Annotated in this window: 19 protein-coding genes; 5 read left to right on the top strand and 14 right to left on the bottom strand. The window is 74.9% G+C overall.

The window, feature by feature from the left end; all coding sequences use genetic code 11:
- Positions 1 to 69 precede the first annotated feature (69 nt).
- The 6 genes from ACZ60W_RS06570 to ACZ60W_RS06545 all read right to left on the bottom strand — a co-directional run bounded on the left by ACZ60W_RS06570 (position 70) and on the right by ACZ60W_RS06545 (position 7057).
- Positions 70 to 1920, bottom strand: a complete 1851-nt coding sequence (locus tag ACZ60W_RS06570) for an ABC transporter ATP-binding protein (RefSeq protein ID WP_469754248.1) — start codon at positions 1918 to 1920, stop codon at positions 70 to 72.
- Complete coding sequence (locus tag ACZ60W_RS06565; RefSeq protein ID WP_469754247.1) at positions 1917 to 2786, bottom strand: ABC transporter permease; 870 nt, start codon at positions 2784 to 2786, stop codon at positions 1917 to 1919. Before ACZ60W_RS06565 ends, ACZ60W_RS06570 begins: the two co-directional genes overlap by 4 nt.
- Positions 2783 to 3727, bottom strand: coding sequence for an ABC transporter permease (locus ACZ60W_RS06560; RefSeq protein WP_469754246.1), 945 nt, complete (start codon positions 3725 to 3727; stop codon positions 2783 to 2785). The genes ACZ60W_RS06565 and ACZ60W_RS06560 overlap by 4 nt, the downstream gene beginning before the upstream one ends.
- Before the next feature lies 1 nt (position 3728).
- A complete protein-coding gene (locus ACZ60W_RS06555; RefSeq protein ID WP_469754245.1) occupies positions 3729 to 5321 on the bottom strand; it encodes an ABC transporter substrate-binding protein in 1593 nt (530 codons plus the stop codon).
- Positions 5322 to 5679: 358 nt separating this feature from the next.
- Entirely contained in the window at positions 5680 to 5751 is a 72-nt protein-coding gene (locus ACZ60W_RS06550; protein WP_326674653.1) for a putative leader peptide, read from the bottom strand.
- Between the two features lie 76 nt (positions 5752 to 5827).
- Positions 5828 to 7057, bottom strand: coding sequence for an ROK family protein (locus tag ACZ60W_RS06545; protein ID WP_469754244.1), 1230 nt, complete (start codon positions 7055 to 7057; stop codon positions 5828 to 5830).
- Positions 7058 to 7563: 506 nt separating this feature from the next.
- Between ACZ60W_RS06545 and ACZ60W_RS06540 the strand changes: the two genes are divergently transcribed.
- Positions 7564 to 8514: a TauD/TfdA dioxygenase family protein gene (locus tag ACZ60W_RS06540; protein ID WP_469754243.1), complete on the top strand. Its 951-nt coding sequence runs from the start codon at positions 7564 to 7566 to the stop codon at positions 8512 to 8514.
- A 293-nt stretch (positions 8515 to 8807) separates the two neighbouring features.
- Here ACZ60W_RS06540 and ACZ60W_RS06535 read toward each other — a convergent pair whose 3' ends face one another.
- On the bottom strand, positions 8808 to 9179 hold the full coding sequence (locus tag ACZ60W_RS06535) for a cupin domain-containing protein (RefSeq protein WP_469754242.1): 372 nt from the start codon (positions 9177 to 9179) through the stop codon (positions 8808 to 8810).
- Between the two features lie 365 nt (positions 9180 to 9544).
- On the opposite strand from ACZ60W_RS06535, the gene ACZ60W_RS06530 reads away from it, so the two are divergent.
- The 3 genes from ACZ60W_RS06530 to ACZ60W_RS06520 all read left to right on the top strand — a co-directional run bounded on the left by ACZ60W_RS06530 (position 9545) and on the right by ACZ60W_RS06520 (position 11991).
- Positions 9545 to 9904 carry an SPW repeat protein gene (locus ACZ60W_RS06530; RefSeq protein ID WP_469754241.1) on the top strand — a complete coding sequence of 120 codons (360 nt, stop codon included), beginning with the start codon at positions 9545 to 9547 and terminating at the stop codon, positions 9902 to 9904.
- Positions 9905 to 10159: 255 nt separating this feature from the next.
- A complete protein-coding gene (locus ACZ60W_RS06525) occupies positions 10160 to 10516 on the top strand; it encodes a DUF805 domain-containing protein (RefSeq protein WP_469754240.1) in 357 nt (118 codons plus the stop codon).
- A 185-nt stretch (positions 10517 to 10701) separates the two neighbouring features.
- Positions 10702 to 11991: an ATP-binding protein gene (locus ACZ60W_RS06520; RefSeq protein ID WP_469754239.1), complete on the top strand. Its 1290-nt coding sequence runs from the start codon at positions 10702 to 10704 to the stop codon at positions 11989 to 11991.
- Here ACZ60W_RS06520 and ACZ60W_RS06515 read toward each other — a convergent pair.
- The 6 genes from ACZ60W_RS06515 to ACZ60W_RS06490 all read right to left on the bottom strand — a co-directional run bounded on the left by ACZ60W_RS06515 (position 11969) and on the right by ACZ60W_RS06490 (position 18200).
- Positions 11969 to 12907 carry a carbohydrate kinase family protein gene (locus ACZ60W_RS06515; protein WP_469754238.1) on the bottom strand — a complete coding sequence of 313 codons (939 nt, stop codon included), beginning with the start codon at positions 12905 to 12907 and terminating at the stop codon, positions 11969 to 11971. The two genes, ACZ60W_RS06520 and ACZ60W_RS06515, sit on opposite strands and share 23 nt — an antisense overlap.
- A gap of 140 nt (positions 12908 to 13047) precedes the next feature.
- On the bottom strand, positions 13048 to 13584 hold the full coding sequence (locus tag ACZ60W_RS06510; RefSeq protein WP_469754237.1) for a GNAT family N-acetyltransferase: 537 nt from the start codon (positions 13582 to 13584) through the stop codon (positions 13048 to 13050).
- A 100-nt stretch (positions 13585 to 13684) separates the two neighbouring features.
- On the bottom strand, positions 13685 to 14815 hold the full coding sequence (locus tag ACZ60W_RS06505) for an ABC transporter substrate-binding protein (RefSeq protein ID WP_469754236.1): 1131 nt from the start codon (positions 14813 to 14815) through the stop codon (positions 13685 to 13687).
- A complete protein-coding gene (locus ACZ60W_RS06500; RefSeq protein ID WP_469754235.1) occupies positions 14812 to 15654 on the bottom strand; it encodes a hypothetical protein in 843 nt (280 codons plus the stop codon). Before ACZ60W_RS06500 ends, ACZ60W_RS06505 begins: the two co-directional genes overlap by 4 nt.
- Positions 15651 to 16892: a threonine synthase gene (locus ACZ60W_RS06495; RefSeq protein ID WP_469754234.1), complete on the bottom strand. Its 1242-nt coding sequence runs from the start codon at positions 16890 to 16892 to the stop codon at positions 15651 to 15653. Before ACZ60W_RS06495 ends, ACZ60W_RS06500 begins: the two co-directional genes overlap by 4 nt.
- 90 nt (positions 16893 to 16982) lie before the next feature.
- Positions 16983 to 18200, bottom strand: coding sequence for a hypothetical protein (locus ACZ60W_RS06490; RefSeq protein WP_469754233.1), 1218 nt, complete (start codon positions 18198 to 18200; stop codon positions 16983 to 16985).
- 177 nt (positions 18201 to 18377) lie between these two features.
- Between ACZ60W_RS06490 and ACZ60W_RS06485 the strand changes: the two genes are divergently transcribed.
- Positions 18378 to 19877, top strand: a complete 1500-nt coding sequence (locus ACZ60W_RS06485) for a PP2C family protein-serine/threonine phosphatase (protein ID WP_469754232.1) — start codon at positions 18378 to 18380, stop codon at positions 19875 to 19877.
- A gap of 87 nt (positions 19878 to 19964) precedes the next feature.
- Here ACZ60W_RS06485 and ACZ60W_RS06480 read toward each other — a convergent pair whose 3' ends face one another.
- A complete protein-coding gene (locus ACZ60W_RS06480) occupies positions 19965 to 21455 on the bottom strand; it encodes a DNA-binding protein NsdB (RefSeq protein WP_469754231.1) in 1491 nt (496 codons plus the stop codon).
- Positions 21456 to 21471 lie beyond the last annotated feature (16 nt).

Here is a 21471-nt window from a genome sequence, read left to right as displayed (position 1 = left end):
GCACCGGCAGCAGGTCGGGTGCGGCGGGCGCACCGCCCGCGCAGGGGCGGCCGGGGGTGCAGCAGGCGCTCACGCGGACACCGCCTCGGGGGCGGCGGGGACGCGCACGGCGGCCGGCGGCACGGGCTCGGGGGCGGCGGCCAGCAGGGCGCGCGTGTAGGGGTCGCGGGGGTTCTCGCAGAGCTCGTCGGCGTCGCCGGTCTCCACGACGCGGCCCTCGTGCATGACCGCGATGCGGTGGCTGACCTGGCGGACGACGGCGAGGTCGTGCGCGATGAAGACGAGCGCGAGGCCGAGGTCGCGCTGGAGGTCGGCGAGGAGGCCGACGATCTGGGCCTGGACGGAGACATCGAGCGCCGAGACGGGTTCGTCGCAGATGAGGACGGCCGGTTCGGGGGCGAGGGCGCGGGCGATGCCGACGCGCTGGCGCTGGCCGCCGGAGAAGGAGCGCGGGTGGCGGTCGGCCGTGGCGGGGTCGAGGCCGACGAGGCGCAGCAGTTCCGCGACCCGGGCGGCCCGCTTTCCGGGTGTGCCGAGACCGAAGGCGCGCAGCGGCTCGGCGACGATCTCCCCGACGGTCATGCGGGGGTTGAGGGAGGCGTAGGGGTCCTGGAAGACCATCTGGACGCGGCGGCGCACGGCGTGCAGCTCGGCGCGGCCGGGGCGGGTGACGTCCCGGCCGCCGAGGAGGATCCGGCCGCCGTCGGACGGGTGGGCGTGGGCGAGGACCCGGGCCAGGGTCGACTTCCCGGAGCCCGATTCTCCGACGATGCCGAGGGTCTCCCCCGCCGCGAGGGTGAGGGAGACGCCGTCGAGGGCGGTGAAGGAGCGACGGCCGCGGCCTCTGTAGGTCTTGCGGAGCCCTTCGGCGCTCAGGACGACGGCGCCGGGTGCGGGCCGGTGCACGCGTGCGGGCGGCGGGGGCGGGGGCAGCGGTTCGCCCCGTTCGGCGGCGGGCAGGCAGGCGGCGCGGACGGTGTCGGTGAGGGCGGTGAGCGGCGGGACGGTGGTGTGGCAGCGCGGCTCGGCGAGGGAGCAGCGGGCCGCGAAGGCGCACCCGGTGACCGGCAGGGCCAGGTCGGGCGGGGTTCCTGGGATGCCGGTGAGGCGGGTGCCGGAAGGGGCGGAGAGGCGGGGCACGGCGGCGAGGAGGCCGGCGGTGTAGGGGTGGCGGGGGCGGGTGAGGACGTCGGCGGTCGGGCCGTCCTCGACGACCGTGCCGCCGTACAGGACGAGGACGCGGTCGCAGGCCCGGGCGACGACGCCCATGTTGTGGGTGATGAGGACGAGCGCGGTGCCGGTGGTGCGGGTGAGGTCGCCGAGCAGGGTGAGGATCTGGTCCTGGACGGTGGCGTCGAGGGCGGTGGTGGGTTCGTCGGCGAGGAGGACGTCGGGTTCGCCGGCGAGGGCCATGGCGATGAGGACGCGTTGGCGCTGGCCGCCGGAGAACTGGTGGGGGTGTTCGCGGAGGCGTCGCTCGGGGTCGGGGATGCCGACCTGGCGGAGCAGTTCGACGGCGCGGGCGCGGCGGGCCGCGCGGTCCCTCCCGCCGTGCGCCCGCAGCACCTCGTCGAGGTGCCGGCCGACGGTGAGGACGGGGTTGAGCGCGGTCATGGGGTCCTGGAAGACCATGCCGACGCGGGCGCCGCGGACGGCCCTCAGCCGCTCCTCGTCCGCGGTGGTGAGCTCCTCGCCGTCGAGGCGGACCGAGCCGCCGGTGATCCGGCCCGTTCCCGGGAGCATCCTGAGGAGGGCGAGGGCGGTGGTGGACTTCCCCGAACCCGATTCGCCGACGACGGCGAGGGTCTCGCCGCGGCGCAGGGTGAAGGAGACGTCCCGGACGGCGTGCAGGGCGGCGCCGCCCGGAGTGGTGAACTCCACGTCCAGGCCCTGGACTTCGAGGAGGGGTGGGGTGGTCATCGGCGTATCTCCCGGTTCAGTGCCTCGGCGGTCAGGGAGAGGCCGAGGACGAGCGCGGTCACGGTCACGAGGGGTCCGGCGGCGAAGTGCGGGGCCTGGGCCAGGTAGGGCATCGACTGGCTGAGGACGGCGCCCAGGGTGGGTTCGGGGGGCCGGACGCCGACGCCGAGGAAGCTCATGGCACCTTCCAGGAAGACGGCGACGGTGAGGGAGACGGCGATCTGGACGACGAGGGGGTCGGTAGCGTTGGGCAGGATGTGGCGGGTGAGGATCCGCGCCCCGGAGGTGCCGCCGACCCGGGCGGCGGTCACGTACTCCCGGCCGCGCTGGACGAGGATGCCGGTGCGCAGGAGGCGGCCGAAGGCGGGGATCTCGGCGAGCGCGATGACGAGGATCACCGGGAGCCGGCCGGGTCCGAGGACCGCGGTGACGGCGAGGGCGAGGATCAGTCCGGGGAAGGCGAGGACGAGGTCGAAGGTCCGCTGCACGACGGTGTCGGCGACCGGGTGGGCCGCCGCGGCCAGCGCGAGGAGGCAGCCGAGGACGGCGCCGAGCGGTACGGCGACGGCGATGATGCCGAGGTCCGCGCGGATGCCGTAGAGCAGCCGGGCGAGGAGGTCGCGGCCCAGGTCGTCGGTGCCCAGCGGGTGGCCGGGGGTGCCGGGTCCGGCGAGGGCGAGGGCGCTCTGGTCGGTGGGCTCGTGGCCGGCGAGGAGCGGGGCGAGGAGCCCGGCCAGGACGACCAGTCCGACGAGGGCGAGGCCGGTGCGGCCGCGGGCGGTGGCGAGGGCCGCCCGGTAGGGGTGGCGGTGCCGGCGGGCGAGGGCCGGCGTGTCGGGGGCGAGGGTGGTGGTCATGGCGGTCACTCCCACCTGATCCGGGGGTCGAGCCAGGCGTGGACGAGGTCGGTGAGCAGCTGGACGAGGACGAAGACGGTGACGAGGAGCAGCAGGAGGTCCTGGACGACCGGGTAGTCGCGGCGCACCAGGGCCTGTTCGGCGAGCTGGCCGAGGCCGGGCCAGGCGAAGATCGCCTCGACCAGGACGGCGCCGCCGAGGAGGTGGCCGGTCTGCATGCCCAGGAGGGTGACGACGGGCGGGAGGGCGTTCGGCAGGGCGTGCCGCAGGAGCAGGCGGCGGGGGGCGATGCCGGCGGCCGTGGCGGTGCGGACGTGGTCCTCGGCGAGGGTGCGCTCGATGCCGTCCTTGAGGTAGCGGCCGAGCACGGCGGCGCTGGGGAGGGCGAGGCAGAGGGCGGGCAGCAGCAGGTACTGCACACCGAGGTCGGGTGCGCTGAGGAGCGGGACGCGGCCGCCCGGGGGCAGGACGCCGAGGAGGACGGCGAAGACGAGGACGAGGAGGACGCCGGTGACGAACGGCGGGACGGCGAGGGCGCCGGTGGTGAGGATCCGGACGGTGCCGCGGATCCAGCGGTTGCGGGCGGTCGCGCCGAGGAGGCCGAAGGCGCCGCCGAGGACGACGACGAAGAGCAGCGCGCCGAGGGTGAGTTCGACGGTGGCGCCGAGTCCGTCGGCGATGAGGTCGGCGGTCCGTCCGCCGATGGCGTAGGACGGTCCGAGGTCGCCGGTGAGGAGGTCGCCGATCCACCGCACGTACTGGGCGGGGAGCGGCTCGTCGAGTCCGAGGCGGGCGCGGACGGCCGCCTCGGTGGCGGGGCTCGCGTCGGGTCCGGCGAGGACGGCGGCGGGGTCGCCGGGGACGAGCCTCAGCAGGGCGAAGGCGACGAAGGAGGCGACGAGGAGGACGAGGAGGGCGGAGGGCAGCCTCCGCAGCAGGTAGGGGCCCACGTCAGCGCACCAGGTGGGCGTCGTCGAGGTTGAGGTAGGCGAACTTGTTGAGCGTGACGCCCCGCAGCTTCTCCGAGGCGACCTGGACGGAGCCGCGGATGACGAGGTCGATGATGAACGCCTCGTCGAGCAGGGTGTCGGTGATCCGCCGGCGGAGGGCGTTGGCGCGGGCGCCGGCGGCGGGTCCGGTCCACGCCTCGCGGACCACCTCGGTGTAGGCGGCGGAGCGGAACCGGGAGGTGTTCCTGGCCTCGTTGAAGGGGTAGGCGCTGACGGCGAGCGTGGAGGGCTGGACCTGTGCGAAGCCGTGGCCCATGGTCCACAGGCCGGGCATGGTCTGGGCGATGAGGTGCTTCTGCGCGGTGGCGGGGTCGGTGGGCTGGAGGGTGACCCGGACGCCGATCTGCTTCAGGTCGTACTGGACGGCCTCGGCGACGGCGGTCTCCCCGGGCAGGTTGACGTGGAGGAGCGGGAGGTCGAGCCGGGTGTGGCCGGCGGACTTCAGGAGGGCGCGGGCCTTGCCGGGGTCGTAGGTGTAGTGGGTGCGGCCGGTCTCGGTGAAGGCGGGCGAGGACTTGGGCCAGGGGGTGGCGGAGGCGATCCCGTAGCCGCCGAGGACCTGCTTGAGGATGCGCTCGCGGTCGACGCCCCAGGCCAGGGCCTGGCGGACGGTCTTGTCGTCGAGCGGTGCGACGGTGGTGTTGACGCCGAGGTAGTAGGCGCCGCCGCCGGTGGCGTACTCGCTGACAGCGAGCCCGGGGGTGGCCTCGACGACGCCGAGGTTCTTGCCGGGGACGTTGAAGGAGAGCTGGGACTGGCCGGTGCGCAGCGAGGACAGCAGCGCGTCGGCCTGGGGCACGACGCGGAACTCGACGGCGTCGAGGTACGGGCGGCCGGGCTGCCAGTACGTCTCGTTCCGGGTGAAGGAGAGTCCGGCGCCGGGGCTCCACTTGGTGAGGACGAACGGGCCGGTGCCGTTGAGCCGCTTGCCGGTGACGGCCTCCTCGACGGTGTGGCGATCGGTGATGATCATGAATTCGAAGAGGTCGAACAGGTTGTTCACCGGGTGGGCGAGCTTCAGGACGAGCTCGTGGTCGCCGCGCTTCTCGAACCCGGTGACGGCGGCCGCCGTGGACCGCAACTGGGCTGCCCTCAAAGGATTCTGAAGGTTCTTCACCGCGAAGATCACGTCGTCGGCGGTGAAGGGCCGGCCGTCGTGGAAGGTGACCCCGGTGCGCAGCCGCAGCGTGACGGAGCGGCCGTCCTCGGCGTACTGCCAGGAGGTCGCGAGCTCGGGCCGGGGCTTCAGGCGGTCGTCGTAGCGGGTGAGGGTGTTGTAGACCAGCCGCTGCTGGAGCGACTGGCTGCTCTGCGCGAAGAGCAGGCCGGGGGTGAAGTCGGAGTTCACCGCGACGCTGAGGGTGCCGCCGCGCCGGGGTTCCGCACCCGCCTTCGCGGCGGGCGCCTCGGCCTCGGAGACGGCCGAGCGGCAGCCCGTGAGTCCGATCCCGAGCAGCAGGGCGCCGCCGCCCGCGGCGCGCAGGGCGGTGCGCCGGGAGGGGGTGCTGGGCGTGGAGGGGTACAGCTCGGTCATCGATGCCTGCCTGTGAAGGGATGGGAGCCGCAGGGCGCACGAATTCGTTCCGCTGCGGAAGGAAGAGGGTGAGGGGGGAGGGTGAGGGGACGACGGAGCACGCGGGCGGCGCACCGGACGCGGGAGGCGCGGGGGGGCGTACGGGGCTACGGAGCGGCGCGGAACGGCGTCGCGCTCAGCGCACCGGTCTCCCCGGAGAGGGCGGCGGGCGGACGGGACGGCGAGGCGCTGCGGACGCCGGCGCGGGGGAGGTACGGCGGGCCGCCCGGGCGTGACGGAACCGGGGTGACGTCAGCGGGGACGTGGGGGCCGGTGCGACGCCCGGCGTCCGGGTCGGGCGTCGGGAAGGACGCCGGGATCAGACGCGGACGGCACAGACCGCACTGGCCTGTCGACAGAGGTCGACGTGCCTGCGGGAGACGAGGCGCATGTCCGGATTCACGGGAGCAATATGACAGTGGCTTCGCGCGGCGGTCAACCAGGGTTGACCGCATTCTGAGACGACATCAGCGAGGGGCCACGCCGGCGAGAAGCGTGCCGACCGTCTCAAAGGGCGCTCTGAACAGGGGATTCAGCAGAACGGTGCCGGCGGCGACGGGCAGCGTGGCCGGTCCGGCATGTGGACTGACGATGCGTTCGGGATCGTCGCAGACGTGCGAGAGGTCGATCGCGGCGCCCCGGATCTCCTCCAGGTACTCCGGTTCGAGGACGCTGGCCTGCTCGGTGACGACGACGAGATCGGGGTTGAGCACGTCCAGGAGCAGGGCGACGGCACGGCCGACCGCGCGGGCCCGCTCGCGCAGCAGACGGTCGGCGCGCGGGTCGCCGGCCGCCGCCGCGTCCACCACGAGGGACGTGTCGGGCTCGGGCACGATGCCGCGGCGGACGGCGGTCCGCCCGAGGGCCGTGTTCGACGCGGTCGCCTCCAGGCATCCGGAACGCCCGCACGGACAGGGGGCCGTGGAGTCGGGGACGGGCAGGTGGGCCACGTCGCCGGCCGCCGCCCCCGGCCCCTGGTGGACGACCCCGGCGAGCCCGACGGCCGCGTCGACGACGTTGCCGACGAAGAGGTGGACGAGGCTGCGGCGGGCGGCGGGCCGGCCGAAGAGGATCTCGGACTGGGCGATGGAGCGAGCGTGGTTGTCGACGCGCACGGTCCGTCCGCCGAGTTCGCGGGCGAGCTCGGCGGCGAGCGGCCTGCGGCGCCACCCGAAGGCGTCGTGCCGGACGACCGTGCCGTCTCCGGGGTCGACCCAGCCGCCGACGGCCGCACCGACGCCGAACAGCGGCCGACCACGGGTGTGTTTGCCGAGGAAGCCGCGCAGCTCCCGGCCGACGGCCGCGGGCAGGACGTCCGGGGCGATGCCGTCGTGGGGGAAGGTCCGGCGGGCGAGGACCCGCCCGCGCAGGTCGACGACGGCGAGCGTCGAGGCGGGGACGCCCAGGTGGACGCCGCCCGCCACCGGGCCTCCGGCGGCGCCGACATGGAGGTCGACGGGAAGCCGCGGCCGGCCCACTCCCCCGCCGCCGACGAGTTCGGGCAGCTCGCGCAGGAGGCCGAGGCGGGTGAGGTCGGTGGCCTGGCGCGAGACGGCGGCGGGGCTGAGGCCGGAGAGCCGGGCGACGGCGCCGCGGGCGACGGGTCCGTGGTCGAGGACGGTCCGCAGGACGCTGGCGGCGTTGGCCTCGCGCCGTCCGTCGCCCGCCATCCGGGGGCCGTGCGGGGTGGTCGTCATGGGGGCCTCTCTGGTGACTGTTGCGGGGGTGTGAAATCGCGGGCCCTGCGGCGGCCGGTCCACCCTCCGCGCCTTCCGGGCCGCGGTCGGGTCCGCCGACGGGGCGTCACCGCTGGTCAGGCGCGGTCGGGCAGGGTGCGGGGAGGGGCGGCGGGGCCGCCGGGCAGGCGCCGATTCAACCACCGCGGACGGCCGTTCGGGGAGCGGGCGGGCGCTTGACGCACCGCGCCGGCCGCTGCGAGGCTCCGGGACATGTTCGCGACCTCCTCCTGTTCCGCCGGCCACGGCGCCTGACGCTCGCGACGTTCTCGCGTGGCCGGTCCGCCGCCCACGCCCCCGTGTGACCGGCCCGCCGTTCACTCCCCCGCGCCTCCCGCCCACCGGGCATCCCGCCTTCGCCGCTTCGGCACGCGTACCGCCCGTACGGCTCGCGCGGCTTCTCGTCCCCTCATTATTTCCGCTCCGGAATTAATCACGGAGCCCTCGCCCCTCCGGAAGGATCCGCCATGTCCACCGCCACCACCACCCTCACCGTCCAGAAGGTCGGCGGCCGCCTCGGCGCCGTCATCTCCGGCGTCCGCCTCGGCGGCGACCTGCCCGCCGAGACCGTCGCGGAGATCCGTGCCGCGCTCCTGGCCCACAAGGTCGTCTTCTTCCGCGGGCAGGACCACCTGGACGAGGAGGCGCACGAGGCCTTCGGCCGGCTCCTCGGCACGCCCGTCGCCCACCCCACCGTCCCCTCCGCTGACGGGCGTTACTCCTTCCCGATCGACTCGGACCACGGCGGCCGGGCCAACCAGTGGCACACGGACGTGACCTTCGTGCCCGCCTACCCGGCGTTCTCGATCCTGCGCGCGGTCGTCGTCCCGCCCTACGGCGGCAACACCCTGTGGGCCAACACCGCCACCGCGTACGAGCGGCTCCCCGAGCCGCTGCGCGCCCTCGCCGACAGCCTGCGCGCCGTGCACTCCAACGACTACGACTACGCGGCACTGCGCCCCGGTGCCCTGCCCGAGCAGCTGGAGCGCTTCCGCGAGATCTTCGCCTCGACGAAGTACCTGACCGAGCATCCGGTGGTGCGCGTCCACCCCGAGACCGGCGAGCGCACCCTGTTGCTCGGCAACTTCGTGCAGCGCGTCAGCGGTCTGACGGGCGCCGACTCGCGGGCCCTGCTCGCGCTGTTCCAGGCGCACGTCGAGCGCCCGGAGAACACCGTGCGCTGGCAGTGGCAGACCGGCGACGTGGCCATCTGGGACAACCGGGCCACGCAGCACTACGGCGTGGACGACTCCGACGACCACGACCGCAAGCTGCGCCGGGTGACCATCGACGGCGACGTGCCCGTCGGCGTCGACGGCCGCTCCTCGGTGCTGCTCGCGCCCGAGACGGTCCCGGAGCCGTCGTTCGGCATCGCCTCAGGCGCCTCCGCCCCGGCCGAGGAGTCCGCCACCGCATGACGACGGTCCCGCCCCGGGTGATCGTGCTCCTCACCGACCAGCAGCGGTGGGACACCACGGGCACCCACGGCAACCCGGCGGGGGTGACGCCCGCGTTCGACCGGCTGCCCCGCGAGGGCACGCCGGCCGAGCGGGCCGTCACCCCCGACCCGGTCTGCGCGCCGGCCCGTGCCGCGCTGACGGGACGCCGCCGCGGACCGCTACCAGGAGACCGAGCGGGTCGGGGTGCCTTCGGAGGGGGTGCCGTTCGGGCACCGCCGACCGGGGGGCGGGGGTGCCCGAGGGAAGCGGCGTCAGGCGGGCGGCGGCATCGCGTAGTCGGTGAAGCCGACCCAGTCCAGGGCCACGCAGGCTTCGTCGCCGAGCACCCAGGCGTCGTGGCCGGGCGAGACGCGCATGAAGTCGCCGGCCCCGAACTCCACCGACTCGCCGTCGTCCATGACCACCTTCATGCGCCCGCTGATGACGTAGCCCACGTGCGACGCCTGGCAGCTGTCGGTGCCGGCGAGCGGCTTGATGTGCTGGGACCACCGCCAGCCCGGCTCGAACACGGCGCGGCCGACCGAACCGTCCTCGCTGGTGAGCAGGTCCAGCCTGCCCTTGCCGTCCTCGAAGGGGCGGGTCTCGTCCGCGGAGTCGAAGCTCTTCCGTACGATGCCGGCCATCACGCACCCCCGGCGGTGAGTGGTTTCGGTTCCCCGAGTCCACTCCCAGGCTACGCCGGGCGGCGGCCGGTCACCGCGCGGGAAGGCCGGTTCCGGGCCGGTGGAATTCCGATCGGCGGTGGATCTTCCTTTGTGGGTTCCCGGCAGAGGGACGCGCGGAATTCTGTGCACATCCCCAAGGGGGCAGATCTACACATAAAGGCCAGATAAGAGCACAATGGAGACAGCGGCACGAACGTGCCGCGACAGCGGCCCGACGTGCATCACGCCAGAAGGAGGCGAGTCGTATGGCCGACGTCTCTCACCGTCCCGGTGATATCTCGGGACACCCCGATGCGCCGGAAATGCGGGACCGTTATGCCCGCATGCTCCAGACGCGAGGTGTCGCGGCGGTCGAGGAACTCGTGATCGTCGCCGGTGTCTACGCCGCGATCTCCGCGTGGACGGTCCACTTCGCCGCGGCCCAGCCCGCGCTCGCCATCAGCAACCTGGTCGTCGGCATCGCCCTGGCGGTCCTCGGCCTGTGCATGTCGATGGTCCCGGAGCGGTCGCAGGACCTGAACGTCGTCGTCCTGCTGATGGGCGCGTGGCTGATCATCGCCCCGTGGGTGGTCGGCCAGAGCCCCGACACCGGAACCGTCCTCAGCAACGTGATCACCGGTGCGTGCGTCTGCCTGTTCTCGCTCACGGCCGGCGGACTGCTCATGAGCAAGCGGCGCACGTGACGTCCTGACCGGAATTCACGGCGCCTCTCGCGCACCTCTTTCCCCATCCATCCGTTGATCCTCTCCATGAACGGCGGCATCTTCTTCCCCCGGAGGTGCCGTCGTTCACCGCGCCCGTCCGGAAAAGGTCCGGGAACGGCCAATACCGCGTAACGAATCCGCCGGTGTGGTTTCAGTCACATCACCGCGCGCAAAACTTGCTCCACAAGCACAGGGACGGGCTTCCGCTCGCACACCCAGTCCTCGGGGGGAAATGTGAACTGGTACCTCGACGTCCTCAAGAAGTACGCGGTGTTCACCGGTCGTGCGCGCCGCCAGGAATTCTGGATGTTCACGCTCTTCAACGCGATCGCCGCGATCGTCGTCGCGCTCGTCGACATGGCGATCGGCACGTACCCGCTCCTCTACGTGATCTACGTCCTCGCCGTCCTCCTGCCGGCCCTCGGCGTCACCGTCCGCCGTCTGCACGACACCGGCCGGTCCGGCTGGTGGATCCTCATCGACCTGATTCCGCTGGTCGGCGCGATCATCCTGATCGTCTTCCTCGCCACCGAGGGCGAGTCCCAGCAGAACGGTCACGGGCCGAACCCGAAGCTCGCACCGGCCCACTGACGGAGGACACCTCCGCCCCAGACCCCCGGCGGTCCGCCACCGGGGGTCCCGCCGGGTGCATAGAGCCGCGGCGGAGCGTTCGGCGAGGCCGCCTTGTGCACGGTGGCGCAGGACCCGCCCCCGCCGCCCCGCCTAGCCTCGCCGCACAGGAACGCGACGACACGGACGAGGGGCGGAGACCAGCGGTGAACTGGCACATCCACGACTACCGCGAGAGCGATCTCGCCGCGGTCGTCCATCTGATCGACACCACCGCCGAGCTGGGGCAGGAGTCCGTGTTCTCGCTCGCCGAGTGCATCGGCGCGCTCACCGGCCGCGAACCGGCCGTCGTCGCCGTCCACCAGGGCGTGCCCATCGGAGCCGCACTGGCCTGCGTCTCCGGCGAACGGGCCTGGGTGATGCGCGTCGCCATCGCCTCCGCGTGGCGGGGCCGCGGCCTGGCCAGCGCCCTGCTCGTGGAGCTGGAGCGGCGGCTCGTGGCGGCCCGCGTCGGGCGGATCGCGTACGTCCTGCCGGAGGAGGAGCTCCTCGGCGAGGGCCTGCTGAACGCCGGGTACACCCGGCAGCCCGCCGTGGCGTACTTCGAGAAGGTGGAGCCGCTGCACGGCCCGGCCGCCGGGCTCCTGGACGACCTGGGCGGCCGGCTGCTCCCCGGCGACCTGTGGGCCAAGGTCGCCGGCATGGAGCGCGAGAAGGACCTGATCGAGCGGCGGGTGGTGCTGCCGCTGGCCGAACCGGAGCGCGCCACCCGGCACGGGGTGCGGCCGCCGCGCGCGGTCTGCCTCTTCGGCCCGCCCGGCACCGGGAAGACGACCTTCGCGCGCGGCATCGCCTCGCGCCTCGGCTGGCCGTTCGTGGAGATCCTGCCCTCCCGGCTCGCCGACGAGGGGAACCTCGCCGCCGCCCTGCGCTCGGCCTTCGCGCGGATCGCCGAACTGGAGCGCGTCCTCGTCTTCATCGACGAGGTGGAGGAGATCGCCCCCGTCCGCTCCGAGCCGGCGCAGCCGGGCGGGATGCACGGTGTGACGAACGAACTCCTCAAGCTGATACCGGGCTTCCGGGAACGGGACGAGCGGCTGCTGGTCTGCGCCACCAACTCGATCCGCTCCCTCGACCCCGCCTTCCTGCGCCCCGGCCGGTTCGACTACCTGATCCCGATCGGCACACCGGACAAGGCGGCCCGGGCGGCGATCTGGGCCCGGTACACCGAGGGACGGCCTGAGGTCGACGTCGACCAACTCGTCCTGGCCAGCGATCTGTTCACCCCGGCCGACATCGAGCACGCGGCCCGGATCGCGGCCCAGTCGTCCTTCGAACGGGACCTGCTCGCCGTCGGCGGCCGCGGCCCCGCCGACCCGGCGCCGGGCGCGAGCACGGGCGACTACCTGGCGGCCATCGCCCAGTGCCGGCCGACGGTGACCCCGGAGATGACCGAGCAGTTCGCCTCGGACATCACGACGCACGCACGTGTCTGACGACGCAGGCGAACTCCTCTGCGGCCGCCGTCAGTTCGTCATGGTCCGGTAGCCGGGCCCCGGCCCGGGCGACGGTGAAGGCCGCCGCCGCGGCCGCCCGCCGGAGCAGCCCGGCCAGGCACGCGGCGTCGAGCCCGGCGAGCTCCGCCGCGGTGCGGTGGGCCAGGCCGTCCAGGACGGCGGCCATGAAGGAGTCGCCCGCGCCGACGGTGTCCACGACGGGCACCGCCGGCGCGTCGGCGGTCACCGTGGCCCGGCGGGTGAGGGCCAGGGACCCCTCGGCACCCCGGGTGACCAGGACGAGGGCCGGTCCGAGGCCGAGCCAGCGCGTGGCCACCGCCTCGGGGCTCTCGCCGGGGTACAGCCAGGCGAGGTCCTCGTCGCTGGCCTTCACCAGGCCGGCGAGGGCCACACAGCGCTCGACGCGGGCGACCGCCCCGGCGTGGTCCCCCATGAGCGCCGGCCGCACGTTCGGGTCGTAGCTGACCAGGGCCTCTCCCCCGACCTGCTCGACGAGCGCCCGTACGGCCGTCGCGCCCGGTTCGGTGACGGCGGCGATCGACCCGATGTGGACGTGGGTGGGGCCCGGGGCGGGCCGTACGGACCCCGCCTCCAGCGTCCAGGCGAGGTCGAAGGTGTACGCGGCCCGGCCCTGGGCGTCGAGTCCCACGATCGCCGACGGCGTGCGGCCGGGCACGCCGCCGATCTCCACCCGGACGCCCGCGCCCCTGAGGTGCTCGCCGATCAGCCGCCCGGTGGGGTCGTCGGCGAGCTGGGTCAGCAGGGTCACCTCCCGGCCCAGCCGGCCGAGCCCGTACGCGACGTTGGCGGGGCTGCCGCCCGGATGGACCCGGTCGGGGGTGCCGGGGGCGCGGACGATGTCGGCGACGCACTCGCCGATCACCAGGAAGGACATGCGGTCAGAGCTCCTCGGCGTAGGCGTACCGGCGGGCACCCTGAGGCGGGTGCCCGGAGGCGGGTGCCCCGCCGGACGACCCGCAGATGGTACGCCGCCGGCTCACGCGGCGGCGGGCGCGGCGTCCCCGGCCCGGGAGTTCAGGCCCGCGGCCCGGCGGCGCGGCGGCGGTACAGCACCTGGTGGGCGTCCCACTCGACGAAGGAGTCGACGTGCTCCAGGCCCACCGCCTCCAGGAGCCGGCGGGACCGGTCGTTCGCCTCCTGGGTGACCGCGACCACGCTCGGCACGGTCTCCAGGGCCCGCGCCACGGCCGCGGCGACCGCCTCCCGGGCGTAACCCCGCCCCCAGTGCTCGGGGAGGAACTGGTACGAGACCTCCGTCTCGCCGCCGTGACCGGCGGCGTCCACCGTGACGAGGCCGAGGACCGCGCCGTCCTCGGTCCGGACCACCGCGTGGAAGCCGGGTGCCCCGACGATCCGCCGCTGTCTGATCCCGACGACCGAGTCGATCACGGGACCGCCCAGGTGGCGCCGTACCTCGGGGTCGGTCCACAGCCGCGTCACCGCGGGCACGTCGGCGCGGCGGACCGGCCGCAGCACGAGCCGCTCGGTGACGAGCGGCCCGGCGGGGGCGGCCGGCACCGGGAGCGCTACGGAGTGCGGGGAGACGGTCATGCCTCCGATCATCTCAGGGTGCGGGCGGCGGCGGGAGCAGCGGCGGCGGCTCCGGCACGGTCCGGCCGGACGGGTCCCCGGCCTGGACCGGCGCCGGGTGTCATCCGGTGCGCAGGACGCGGAAGCGGTCCGGTGCCGCCGGGTCGCGGTCGGCGACCTGGACCGGGGGCCACGCCCACTGGAGGATGCCGAGGCCCGGGAGGCGGGAGAAGCGGATCGGTCCGCGGGTGCCCTCGACCGCCAGGTGTGGCCAGGACGCGGCGACGGCGGCGCGGTCGGTGCCGTGGGTACGGAGGGACTCCGCGAGCACCGCGACGGTGTCCCAGCCCTCGAAGGCGACGAAGGAGGGGGCTTCGCCGAGCCGGTCGTGCAGCCGGTCCCTGACGCCTTCGCCGAGCGGTCCGAGCGTTTCGGGCAGATAGCGCAGGAAGGGGATGCCCGCGCCGTCAGGCCCGAGGGCGGCCGCCCAGTCGGCCGTCTCCGGCTGCCCGGCGGGAGCTCCGATCAGGAGCTCCGCGAGACGCGGGTCGGCGCGCACGGCCCGCACGATCGGCACCGCGGGTTCCGGGTGGCCGACCAGCAGGAGCAGGGCCGTGGCTCCGTGGCCGGCGAGGGCGTCGCACAGGTCCGCGGGAGCGAGCGCGGTGGCGTCGAACTCCTCCACGGTCCCGCCCCGGGAGGCGAGACGTTCCCTCAGGAGGCGGGTCCCGGTCGCCCAGTAGACGCTCGGCTGGGTCACGACGGCGACCCGCCTCCGGCCCCGTTCCAGGAGGAAGTCGGCGAAGATCCGCCAGCCGTGGGACTGCGCGGGGGCCAGGCGCGCGACCCACGGCGTCTCCTGTCCGGTCAGCTCGTCGAGCACCGCCGACGAGCAGAGGAACGGCACGCCGAGCGCGTCGGCCCGTGCGGCGGCGGCGCGGGCGACGACGCTGTGGTACTCGCCCACGACGGCGCACACTCCCCGTCCGGCCAGCTCCTCCACGGCCGCCGCGGCCCGCTCCGGGTCGGCCGCCGTGTCGCGGACGACCAGCTCCAGCGGCCTGCCGCCGATGCCCCCGGCGTCGTTGACCTCGCGGACGGCGAGGTCGAGGCCGGCCAGCAGATGCCGGCCCGACTCGGTCCAGCCGGGCCGCGTCAGCGGGACGAGGGCGCCGACCCGGACGGGTGCGCCGTCGGTGGTCCCCGCCGCGGTCGGCGAGGGGAACGGCTGCGGCGCGGACGGCGTGTTCATCGGGGCCTGCCTTCCTGGGGCGCGGGGGTGGCCGGACGTTCGCCGGCCGGCTCCGCCATCGCCCTCGATGCGGCTTCTGCTTCTGCTTCTGTTCCTGCTTCTGCTTCTGTTCCTGCTTCTGCTTCCGTGCTCGCTTCCGCCGCCGTCTCCGCAGCGAGCCGGGTCCGCCAGACGTGCACCGTGTCGGGGACGTCCGGGTGTTCGAGCAGCCAGAGGACGTACCGCGCGTGCCGCCGGGCCCACGGCACCTCGGAGCGGGCCGCGCTCTCCAGGCGCGCGCGGAGGTCCGCGCTGTCGACGGCCCGGGCGACGCGGACGTACAGGCGGTCCTTGCAGCGGTACGGCCGCCGGACGACGGTCTCGACCAGGTCGGTGAGTCTCGCGCGGACCGGTTCGGCGTGGCCTGGCACCGCCAGGTCCCGCAGGAGGCGCTCCTTCGTCCCCCACTTCTTGGCGTGCCGGGTCCACTCCTCGGGGAACGCGGCCTCCCACTCCAGGAAGAGCAGCGCGTACGGAAGCCCCGGCCACGTCCTGAGGGCCTCGCCGTGCGGCCGGTTCCACAACGCGTCCGGCAGCGCGTGCCTCACGGCCTCGCGATACGCCTCGTACGCGGCCCGGGACGGGGTGACGTCCCGCGGCACCGGTCCGCCGAGCCACTCCCCCGGGAGCCGCAGCGCGTCGAACCTGCGCAGCGCCTCCCACGCCTTCCGCCGGACGTCGAGGTGGCGGTGCAGGGCCGCGGCCCGCTCGGCGGGGTCCTCGGCGGTCAGACCGGCCGCCCATCCCAGCCGCGCGTCCCATGCCCGGGCCTCGGCGTCGGCGCCCTCCTCGTCGGTCACGGCCGGGCCGCCCCGTCCTCCGCCGTTCCGGTGCCCGGCACGCCGACGGGCCCGGTCAGGGCCGCCCTGATCGCGGCCCAGTCGGGGTCCGTCTGCGGGTGGGTCTCCCGTGCGGTGCCGATGTCCTTGTAGCCGCTGGACGTGACCACGCAGACGACGGGGCCGTCGGTGTCGTGGGGACCGTGCGCGCGGAGAGCGGCGAGGCCGGCGGCGGAGGAGATCTCGCACCAGATGCCCTGGCGCGCCAGTTCGGCCCGCGCCGCCGCCATCTGAGCGTCCGTCACCGTGCGGGCGGCTCCTCCGGTCCCCTGGACGGCGAGGACGCCGCGGTAGCCGCTGATCGCGCAGTTGATGGCGTAGGCGGCCGTCGGTCCGACGGGGACGCGGGCGACGGGACGGCCGGAGCGGAGGGCCTCGGTGAGGGCGCCGGCCGTGGCGGGTTCGGCGGCGTACAGGCGGGGGACGGTGCGGGTGACGCCGAGCCGGGCGAGTTCCTGGAATCCCTTGGCCACGCCGAACAGCAACTCGCCGTATCCGGTCGGGAGATGGACCGCGGCCGGCGCCCGGCCCAGGGTGAGCGCGATCTCGTACGCGAGGGTCTTGTACCCCTCGGGCCCGAAGGGGTGTCCGGTGTGGGCCGTGTCGGTGACGCTGCTGACGCTCTGGAAGCCGAGCTCGTCGACGATGCGGCGCATCAGCGGACGCACGGCGTCCCGTGGCGCGGTCAGCACGGTCGCCCCGTAGGCCCGCAGGTGGGAGGCGACGGCGGGCGGCGCGTCCGGGGAGGTGAAGACGGCGCAGGGCAGTCCGGCACGGGCCGCGTAGGCGGCGGCCGCCGCCCCGTGGTTGCCGGACGAGGAGACCACGATGCCCCGGGCGCCGGAGGCGACGGCCGCGCTGACGGCGACCCGGTTGAGGCGGTCCTTGTGGCTCCAGGTGGGATTGCGCGACTCGTCCTTGATCCAGACGCCGTCGGCCAGTTCGACGAGCGGGGTGTTGCCCTCGCCGAGGCCGGGCGCGGCGAGGGGCGGCAGCAGCGGGGCCCACCGCTCCAGACCGTGGGCGGCCGGGCGGGTGAAGAGGTCGTCCGGGACCCGGTCGTAGGCGTAGTCGACGTCCAGGGGGTAGGCGGTCTCGTCCGTGGACGTCACGGGGCAGCCCCGGGTCAGCGGTGGCCAGAGCGGGTGGCGCACGGCGGGGTCGGCGAGCGAACGCTGGGCGGTGGCGAGCGAGGTCACGCGCGGGCCTTTCGCGAGGAGTCGTGAGGACACCGGGCCGGAGCCCGGGGAGGAGCGCGGGGACGGGGGAGGCGGGCCTGCCCCGTCGGTTCAGCCCAGCCGGCGGGTGAGGGCGGCGAGCGCGCCGGGCCGGCGGCCGGGGACGCGGTGGCGCAGGGCGACGAGGGCGGGGCCGAGGGCGCGGGAGCGGCTGGGGTCGGCGATCCGCTCCCACTGGTGGTGGGCCCGGTCCACGGCGGCTTCGACGTCCGGGTCGTCCGGGCTCTGGCGCAGCCGGAGGCGGGCCTCGGCGGCGGCGAGCCAGAGTTCGCAGCTGCGGGCGGGGTCTCCGGCGAGGCGGGCGAGGTCGGCCCGCACCTCGGTCCAGTGCACGGCTTCGGCGGAGTGGGGGCCGTGGCGGCGCAGGGCCTCGTGCTCCCAGGCGGCGGCGAGGGAGGCCGCCTCCCCGTGGCGGCCGGCCAGGGCGGCGGCGAGGATCGCGGGGTGCGGGTCCTCCGGCGCCGCGGGCGGGTGGGCGGCCGGCGGCGCCGGGGCGAGGAAGACGGACCCGGCGGTCGCCGAGGCGGTGCCGGCGGCGGCCTCTGCGTGGAGGGTGGCGTAGGGGAGGCGGGCACCGGAGCGCCAGAGGTCGGCCCAGGCGCGGAGGTAGTCGGGGGTCGTGGGTTCGCCGCGCCGGGGCGCGGGCGTCACCCGCCCGTAGAGCACGGACCCCGGCCCCGGGTGCAGCAGGCCGGGGACGGCGGCGAGGCGCTGCCGGACCTCGGGATCGGCGGCGAGGTCGGCGACGACGGTCGTCGTGCCGGGCCGTCGGGCCCCGAGTTCGCCGACGAGCCAGTGCCAGGGCAGGGCCGTGTAGCGGAGGGTGGCCGGTGTGGTGCGGGCGAGGGCGAGGTGGGGGAGCTCCTGACGGCGGTCGAGGTGGAGCTGGCCGGCGAGGCAGACGACCAGGGGGCCGGGGCTCGCCGCGGCGGCACGGAGGCGGGTGAGGACGGTCTGCGGGTCGAGCGGGTCGGCGAGTTCGACGACCGTGGCGGCGGGGGTGCCGGTGAGGACCCCGGGCGGTACGGCGGCGAGGGCCGGCAGCACGGACGCGGCGTCCATGGCGCGGCCGCGTCCCGCGGGCGCGGCCGCGAGGAGGAACGCGGTGCCCACCGGGGGCGTGCCGCCGTCGCCGGCTTCCGTCGCTCGCGCGCCCGCGACCCGCACGTCCGTTCCCCTGTGCGTCGGCCCCGTTCCGGCTCCCGCACGCGCCCCGCCCGTGAGCGCCGTGGACGTGCCCACCGCGCCGTTCCCGTAGTCGTTCACCACCCGAGCACCGTAACCCGTCGGGCCCTGGCCGATTATCGCTGGGCCTTTGACATATGCCGGAAGCACCACCGGATCGAGTGTTGCCAAATCCCTTACGGGCCGTCCCGGGCTGTGCAACAGTCGTATGCGGGCCTCCCTTTCACACCTGGCCGCGCCGCGCCTGCATCGGAGTTCGACATGCCGTCCCATCTGTTCGCGGACCGCCCCGCACAGCCGCCGGAGCCGGGCGCGGTGGACGCGCTGATCTCGCAGACCCGTCGCCTGCGCGGCGAGGTGGACGCCGTGCGCCGGGACGCCGCGACCGACGAGGACGACCCTCAGCAGCGCTGGCAGCGCGCCCTGTGCGACCTCGCCGTCCACCAACTCGACGACCTGGGCGCTCACTTGGGCCAGTTGCGGGCCGGCGTCCCGGCGGAGCCCGCGACCGGGACCGAGACGGAGGACGCGGCCGGCGCCTCGTTCGACGGCGCCTTCGACGACGCGCTCACGACCGACCCCGGCGCCGCGTACGGCCAGGCCGCGCGCACCGGCTCGCTGCTCTCCCGCGTCGGCAGCGCCGAGTGGAACCTCCTCACCGACGAGGTCAGCTGGTCGGAGGAGCTCTACCGGATCTTCGGCCGGGACCGCGCGAGCGGCCCGATGTCGCTCGACGAGATGCCCTCGATGGTCTTCGCCGAGGACCAGTCCGTCCTCCAGGGCATGGTCACGGACTGCCTGATCGACGGGAAGCCGATCGACGGCGAGTTCCGCATCGTCCGGACCGACGGCCGGGTGCGCACGGTCCACATGACCGGCGAGCCCGTGCTCGACACCGACGGCTGCACCGCCTCGATGTGGGCCGTCTTACGGGACGTCAGCGAGCTGCGGCGCAGCCAGCGGGCGGTCCGCGAGAGCCGGGACAGCCTGGAGCGCAGCCGCCACATCGAGCAGACCGAGCGCCGTGTCGCCGTCGAGCTCCAGGAGGCGGTCCTCCCGCCGTGGCGCGGTTCGCTCCGCTTCGCCCACGACGGCCCGGCCCCCCTGGACGTGGCCGCCCACTACCTGCCGGCCGCCAGCACCGGACTCATCGGCGGCGACTGGTACGACGCGCTGGCCCTGCCCGACGGCGACGCCCTGCTCACCGTCGGCGACCTGACAGGCCACGGCGTCGCCGCGACCTCCTCCATGGCCATGCTCCTCGGCGCGCTGCGCGGGATGGCCGTCGCCGGGATCCGGCCGGGCGCCCTGATGGCGCACCTCAACCAGCTCCTGGAGACCTCCGTGCAGCCCGCGCTGGGCAGCGCGATGTGCTGCCGGTACGACCCGGTGGCCCAGCGGCTGACCTGGGCCCAGGCCGGGCACCCCGCCCCGCTGCTGTTCCGCGACGGGACGGGGCACGTCCTCCGCCGGCCCGAGGGCGTCCTGCTCGGGGCGACGACCGGCGCCGTGTACGGCGAGGCCGAGACCCCTCTGCTCCCGGGCGACGTGCTCGTCCTCCACACCGACGGGCTGACCCGCGGCAGCGGCGCGGCCGGGGCCTTCGGCGACGACACCGGGGCACGGCGGCTGCTGGCCCTCGGTCCGCGACTGGCCGGGGCGCGGGACGCCCAGGACGGTGTGCGTGCGGTGGTCGAGGAGTTCGGCGAGGAGCAGCGCGAGGACGACGCCTGCGTGATGGTGGTCCGGGTCGGTCACTGAGCCACCCGGGCCCTGCCCGCCGGGACGCCCCGGCCCTGCCTTTCCCCGGCCCTCTGGGCCCACGGCCCTCCGGTCGTTCGCGAGGGCTCAGGCCTGCCCGGTCCGCGGCCGGTTGACGGGCGAGCGGGGAAGGGCGAGCTCGATCTCCTCGCGCAGGTTCTCGATCTTCGAGTAGCCGGCGTACTGCCCGGTGAGCCGGTACATCTCCCGCAGCCGGTCCCAGGTCCGGTGGGACGAGGTGTCCCCCATGGACATGAGGGCGAGCCGGGCGTAGCGGTCGGCCTGTTCGGGGTCGTCGGCGATGAAGCAGGCCGAGGCGAGCGAGATGTGGTCGAAGAGCTTCGAGCGGTCGTGACCGCCGCGCCGCAGTTCGAGCGCCAGCTTGGCGTGGCGCTGCGCCGGGACGGCGGCGGCCGGGTCGTGCTCGGCGAGGGTGCGGTAGGCGAGCGCCTCCATGCCGTGCATGTCGGCCTCGTCGAAGTTCTGCATCCAGCTCGGCTTCTCGTCGCCCCGGTCGGAGACGAACAGTTCCTCGGCCTCGCCGAGGGTGCGGCGCATGGCCTGCCCGCGGCCCATCGACGCCTGCGCCCACGCCTCGATGGTGTGGAACATGGCCTGGGTCCTGGGCAGCACCCGTTCGCCGGAGCCGGCCTTCGCCAGCTTCATCAGGTCGAGGGCGTCGTCGGGACGGCCCAGGTGCACCATCTGGCGGGCGGCGCGGGAGAGCGCCTCGCCGGCGCGGGGGCGGTCGCCGCCCTCGCGGGCCGCGTGGGCGGCGATGACGAAGTACTTCTGCGCCGTGGGTTCGAGGCCGACGTCGTGCGACATCCAGCCCGCGAGGACGGCGAGGTTGGCGGCGACGCCCCACAGGCGCCGCTGGAGGTGGTCGGCGTGGCGGTAGGCGAGCATGCCGCCCACCTCGTTGAGCTGGCCCACCACGGCCTTGCGCTGGAGGCCGCCGCCCCGGGAGGCGTCCCAGGCACGGAACACCTCCACCGAGTGCTCCAGGGCCTCGATCTCCTCCGACCCGATGGGGGCGGCCTCGTAGCGGTCGAACCCGGCGGGGTCGGCGTGGAGGGGATCGGTGGCCCGCTGAGGGGCCCCCTGACGAGAGGGGTCGGTCTGCAGCCAGTCGTGCATGGCGTTGGTGAGTACGGAACCGGCGGCGAGCGCGGCACCCGCGCCCACCAGGCCGCGTCGGTTGAGCATGAGGTCCATTCCCGTGAATTCGGTGAGGACCGCCGCCGTACGATCGGGCGCCCAGGGCAGCCCGTCAGGGTTCTCCGTCTTCCTGACGTCCTGCCGTTGCCCGGCGCGCCCGTGTCGTACGAACCCGAGGTCCTCGATGGTCACGACACGGCCGAGTCGCTCGGTGAACAGTGCTGCCAGCACCCGCGGGACGGGATCGCGGGGCGTCTCGCCCCGGTCGATCCAGCGCCGGACCCGCGAGGTGTCGGTCGCCAGCTGGGGGTGGCCCATGGCCGCCGCCTGCCGGTTGACGAGCCGCGCGAGTTCGCCCTTGGACCAGCCGGCCAGGCCGAAGAGGTCCGCAAGGCGGGTGTTGGTGTGTCCGGTCACGTCTAAGCCCCCAGGT

Source organism: Streptomyces sp. NPDC104202 (assembly GCF_055584185.1).
Note: the sequence above shows the minus strand (reverse complement) of the source record. Positions and strands in the feature narration are given on the sequence as shown.

Coding starts and splice junctions, on each gene's coding strand:
- ACZ60W_RS06570 (WP_469754248.1), bottom strand. CDS start 1,920: ATGACCACCCCACCCCTCCTCGAAGTCCAGGGCCTGGACGTGGAGTTC.
- ACZ60W_RS06555 (WP_469754245.1), bottom strand. CDS start 5,321: ATGACCGAGCTGTACCCCTCCACGCCCAGCACCCCCTCCCGGCGCACC.
- ACZ60W_RS06545 (WP_469754244.1), bottom strand. CDS start 7,057: ATGACGACCACCCCGCACGGCCCCCGGATGGCGGGCGACGGACGGCGC.
- ACZ60W_RS06540 (WP_469754243.1), top strand. CDS start 7,564: ATGTCCACCGCCACCACCACCCTCACCGTCCAGAAGGTCGGCGGCCGC.
- ACZ60W_RS06535 (WP_469754242.1), bottom strand. CDS start 9,179: ATGGCCGGCATCGTACGGAAGAGCTTCGACTCCGCGGACGAGACCCGC.
- ACZ60W_RS06530 (WP_469754241.1), top strand. CDS start 9,545: ATGCTCCAGACGCGAGGTGTCGCGGCGGTCGAGGAACTCGTGATCGTC.
- ACZ60W_RS06515 (WP_469754238.1), bottom strand. CDS start 12,907: ATGTCCTTCCTGGTGATCGGCGAGTGCGTCGCCGACATCGTCCGCGCC.
- ACZ60W_RS06510 (WP_469754237.1), bottom strand. CDS start 13,584: ATGACCGTCTCCCCGCACTCCGTAGCGCTCCCGGTGCCGGCCGCCCCC.
- ACZ60W_RS06505 (WP_469754236.1), bottom strand. CDS start 14,815: ATGAACACGCCGTCCGCGCCGCAGCCGTTCCCCTCGCCGACCGCGGCG.
- ACZ60W_RS06485 (WP_469754232.1), top strand. CDS start 18,378: ATGCCGTCCCATCTGTTCGCGGACCGCCCCGCACAGCCGCCGGAGCCG.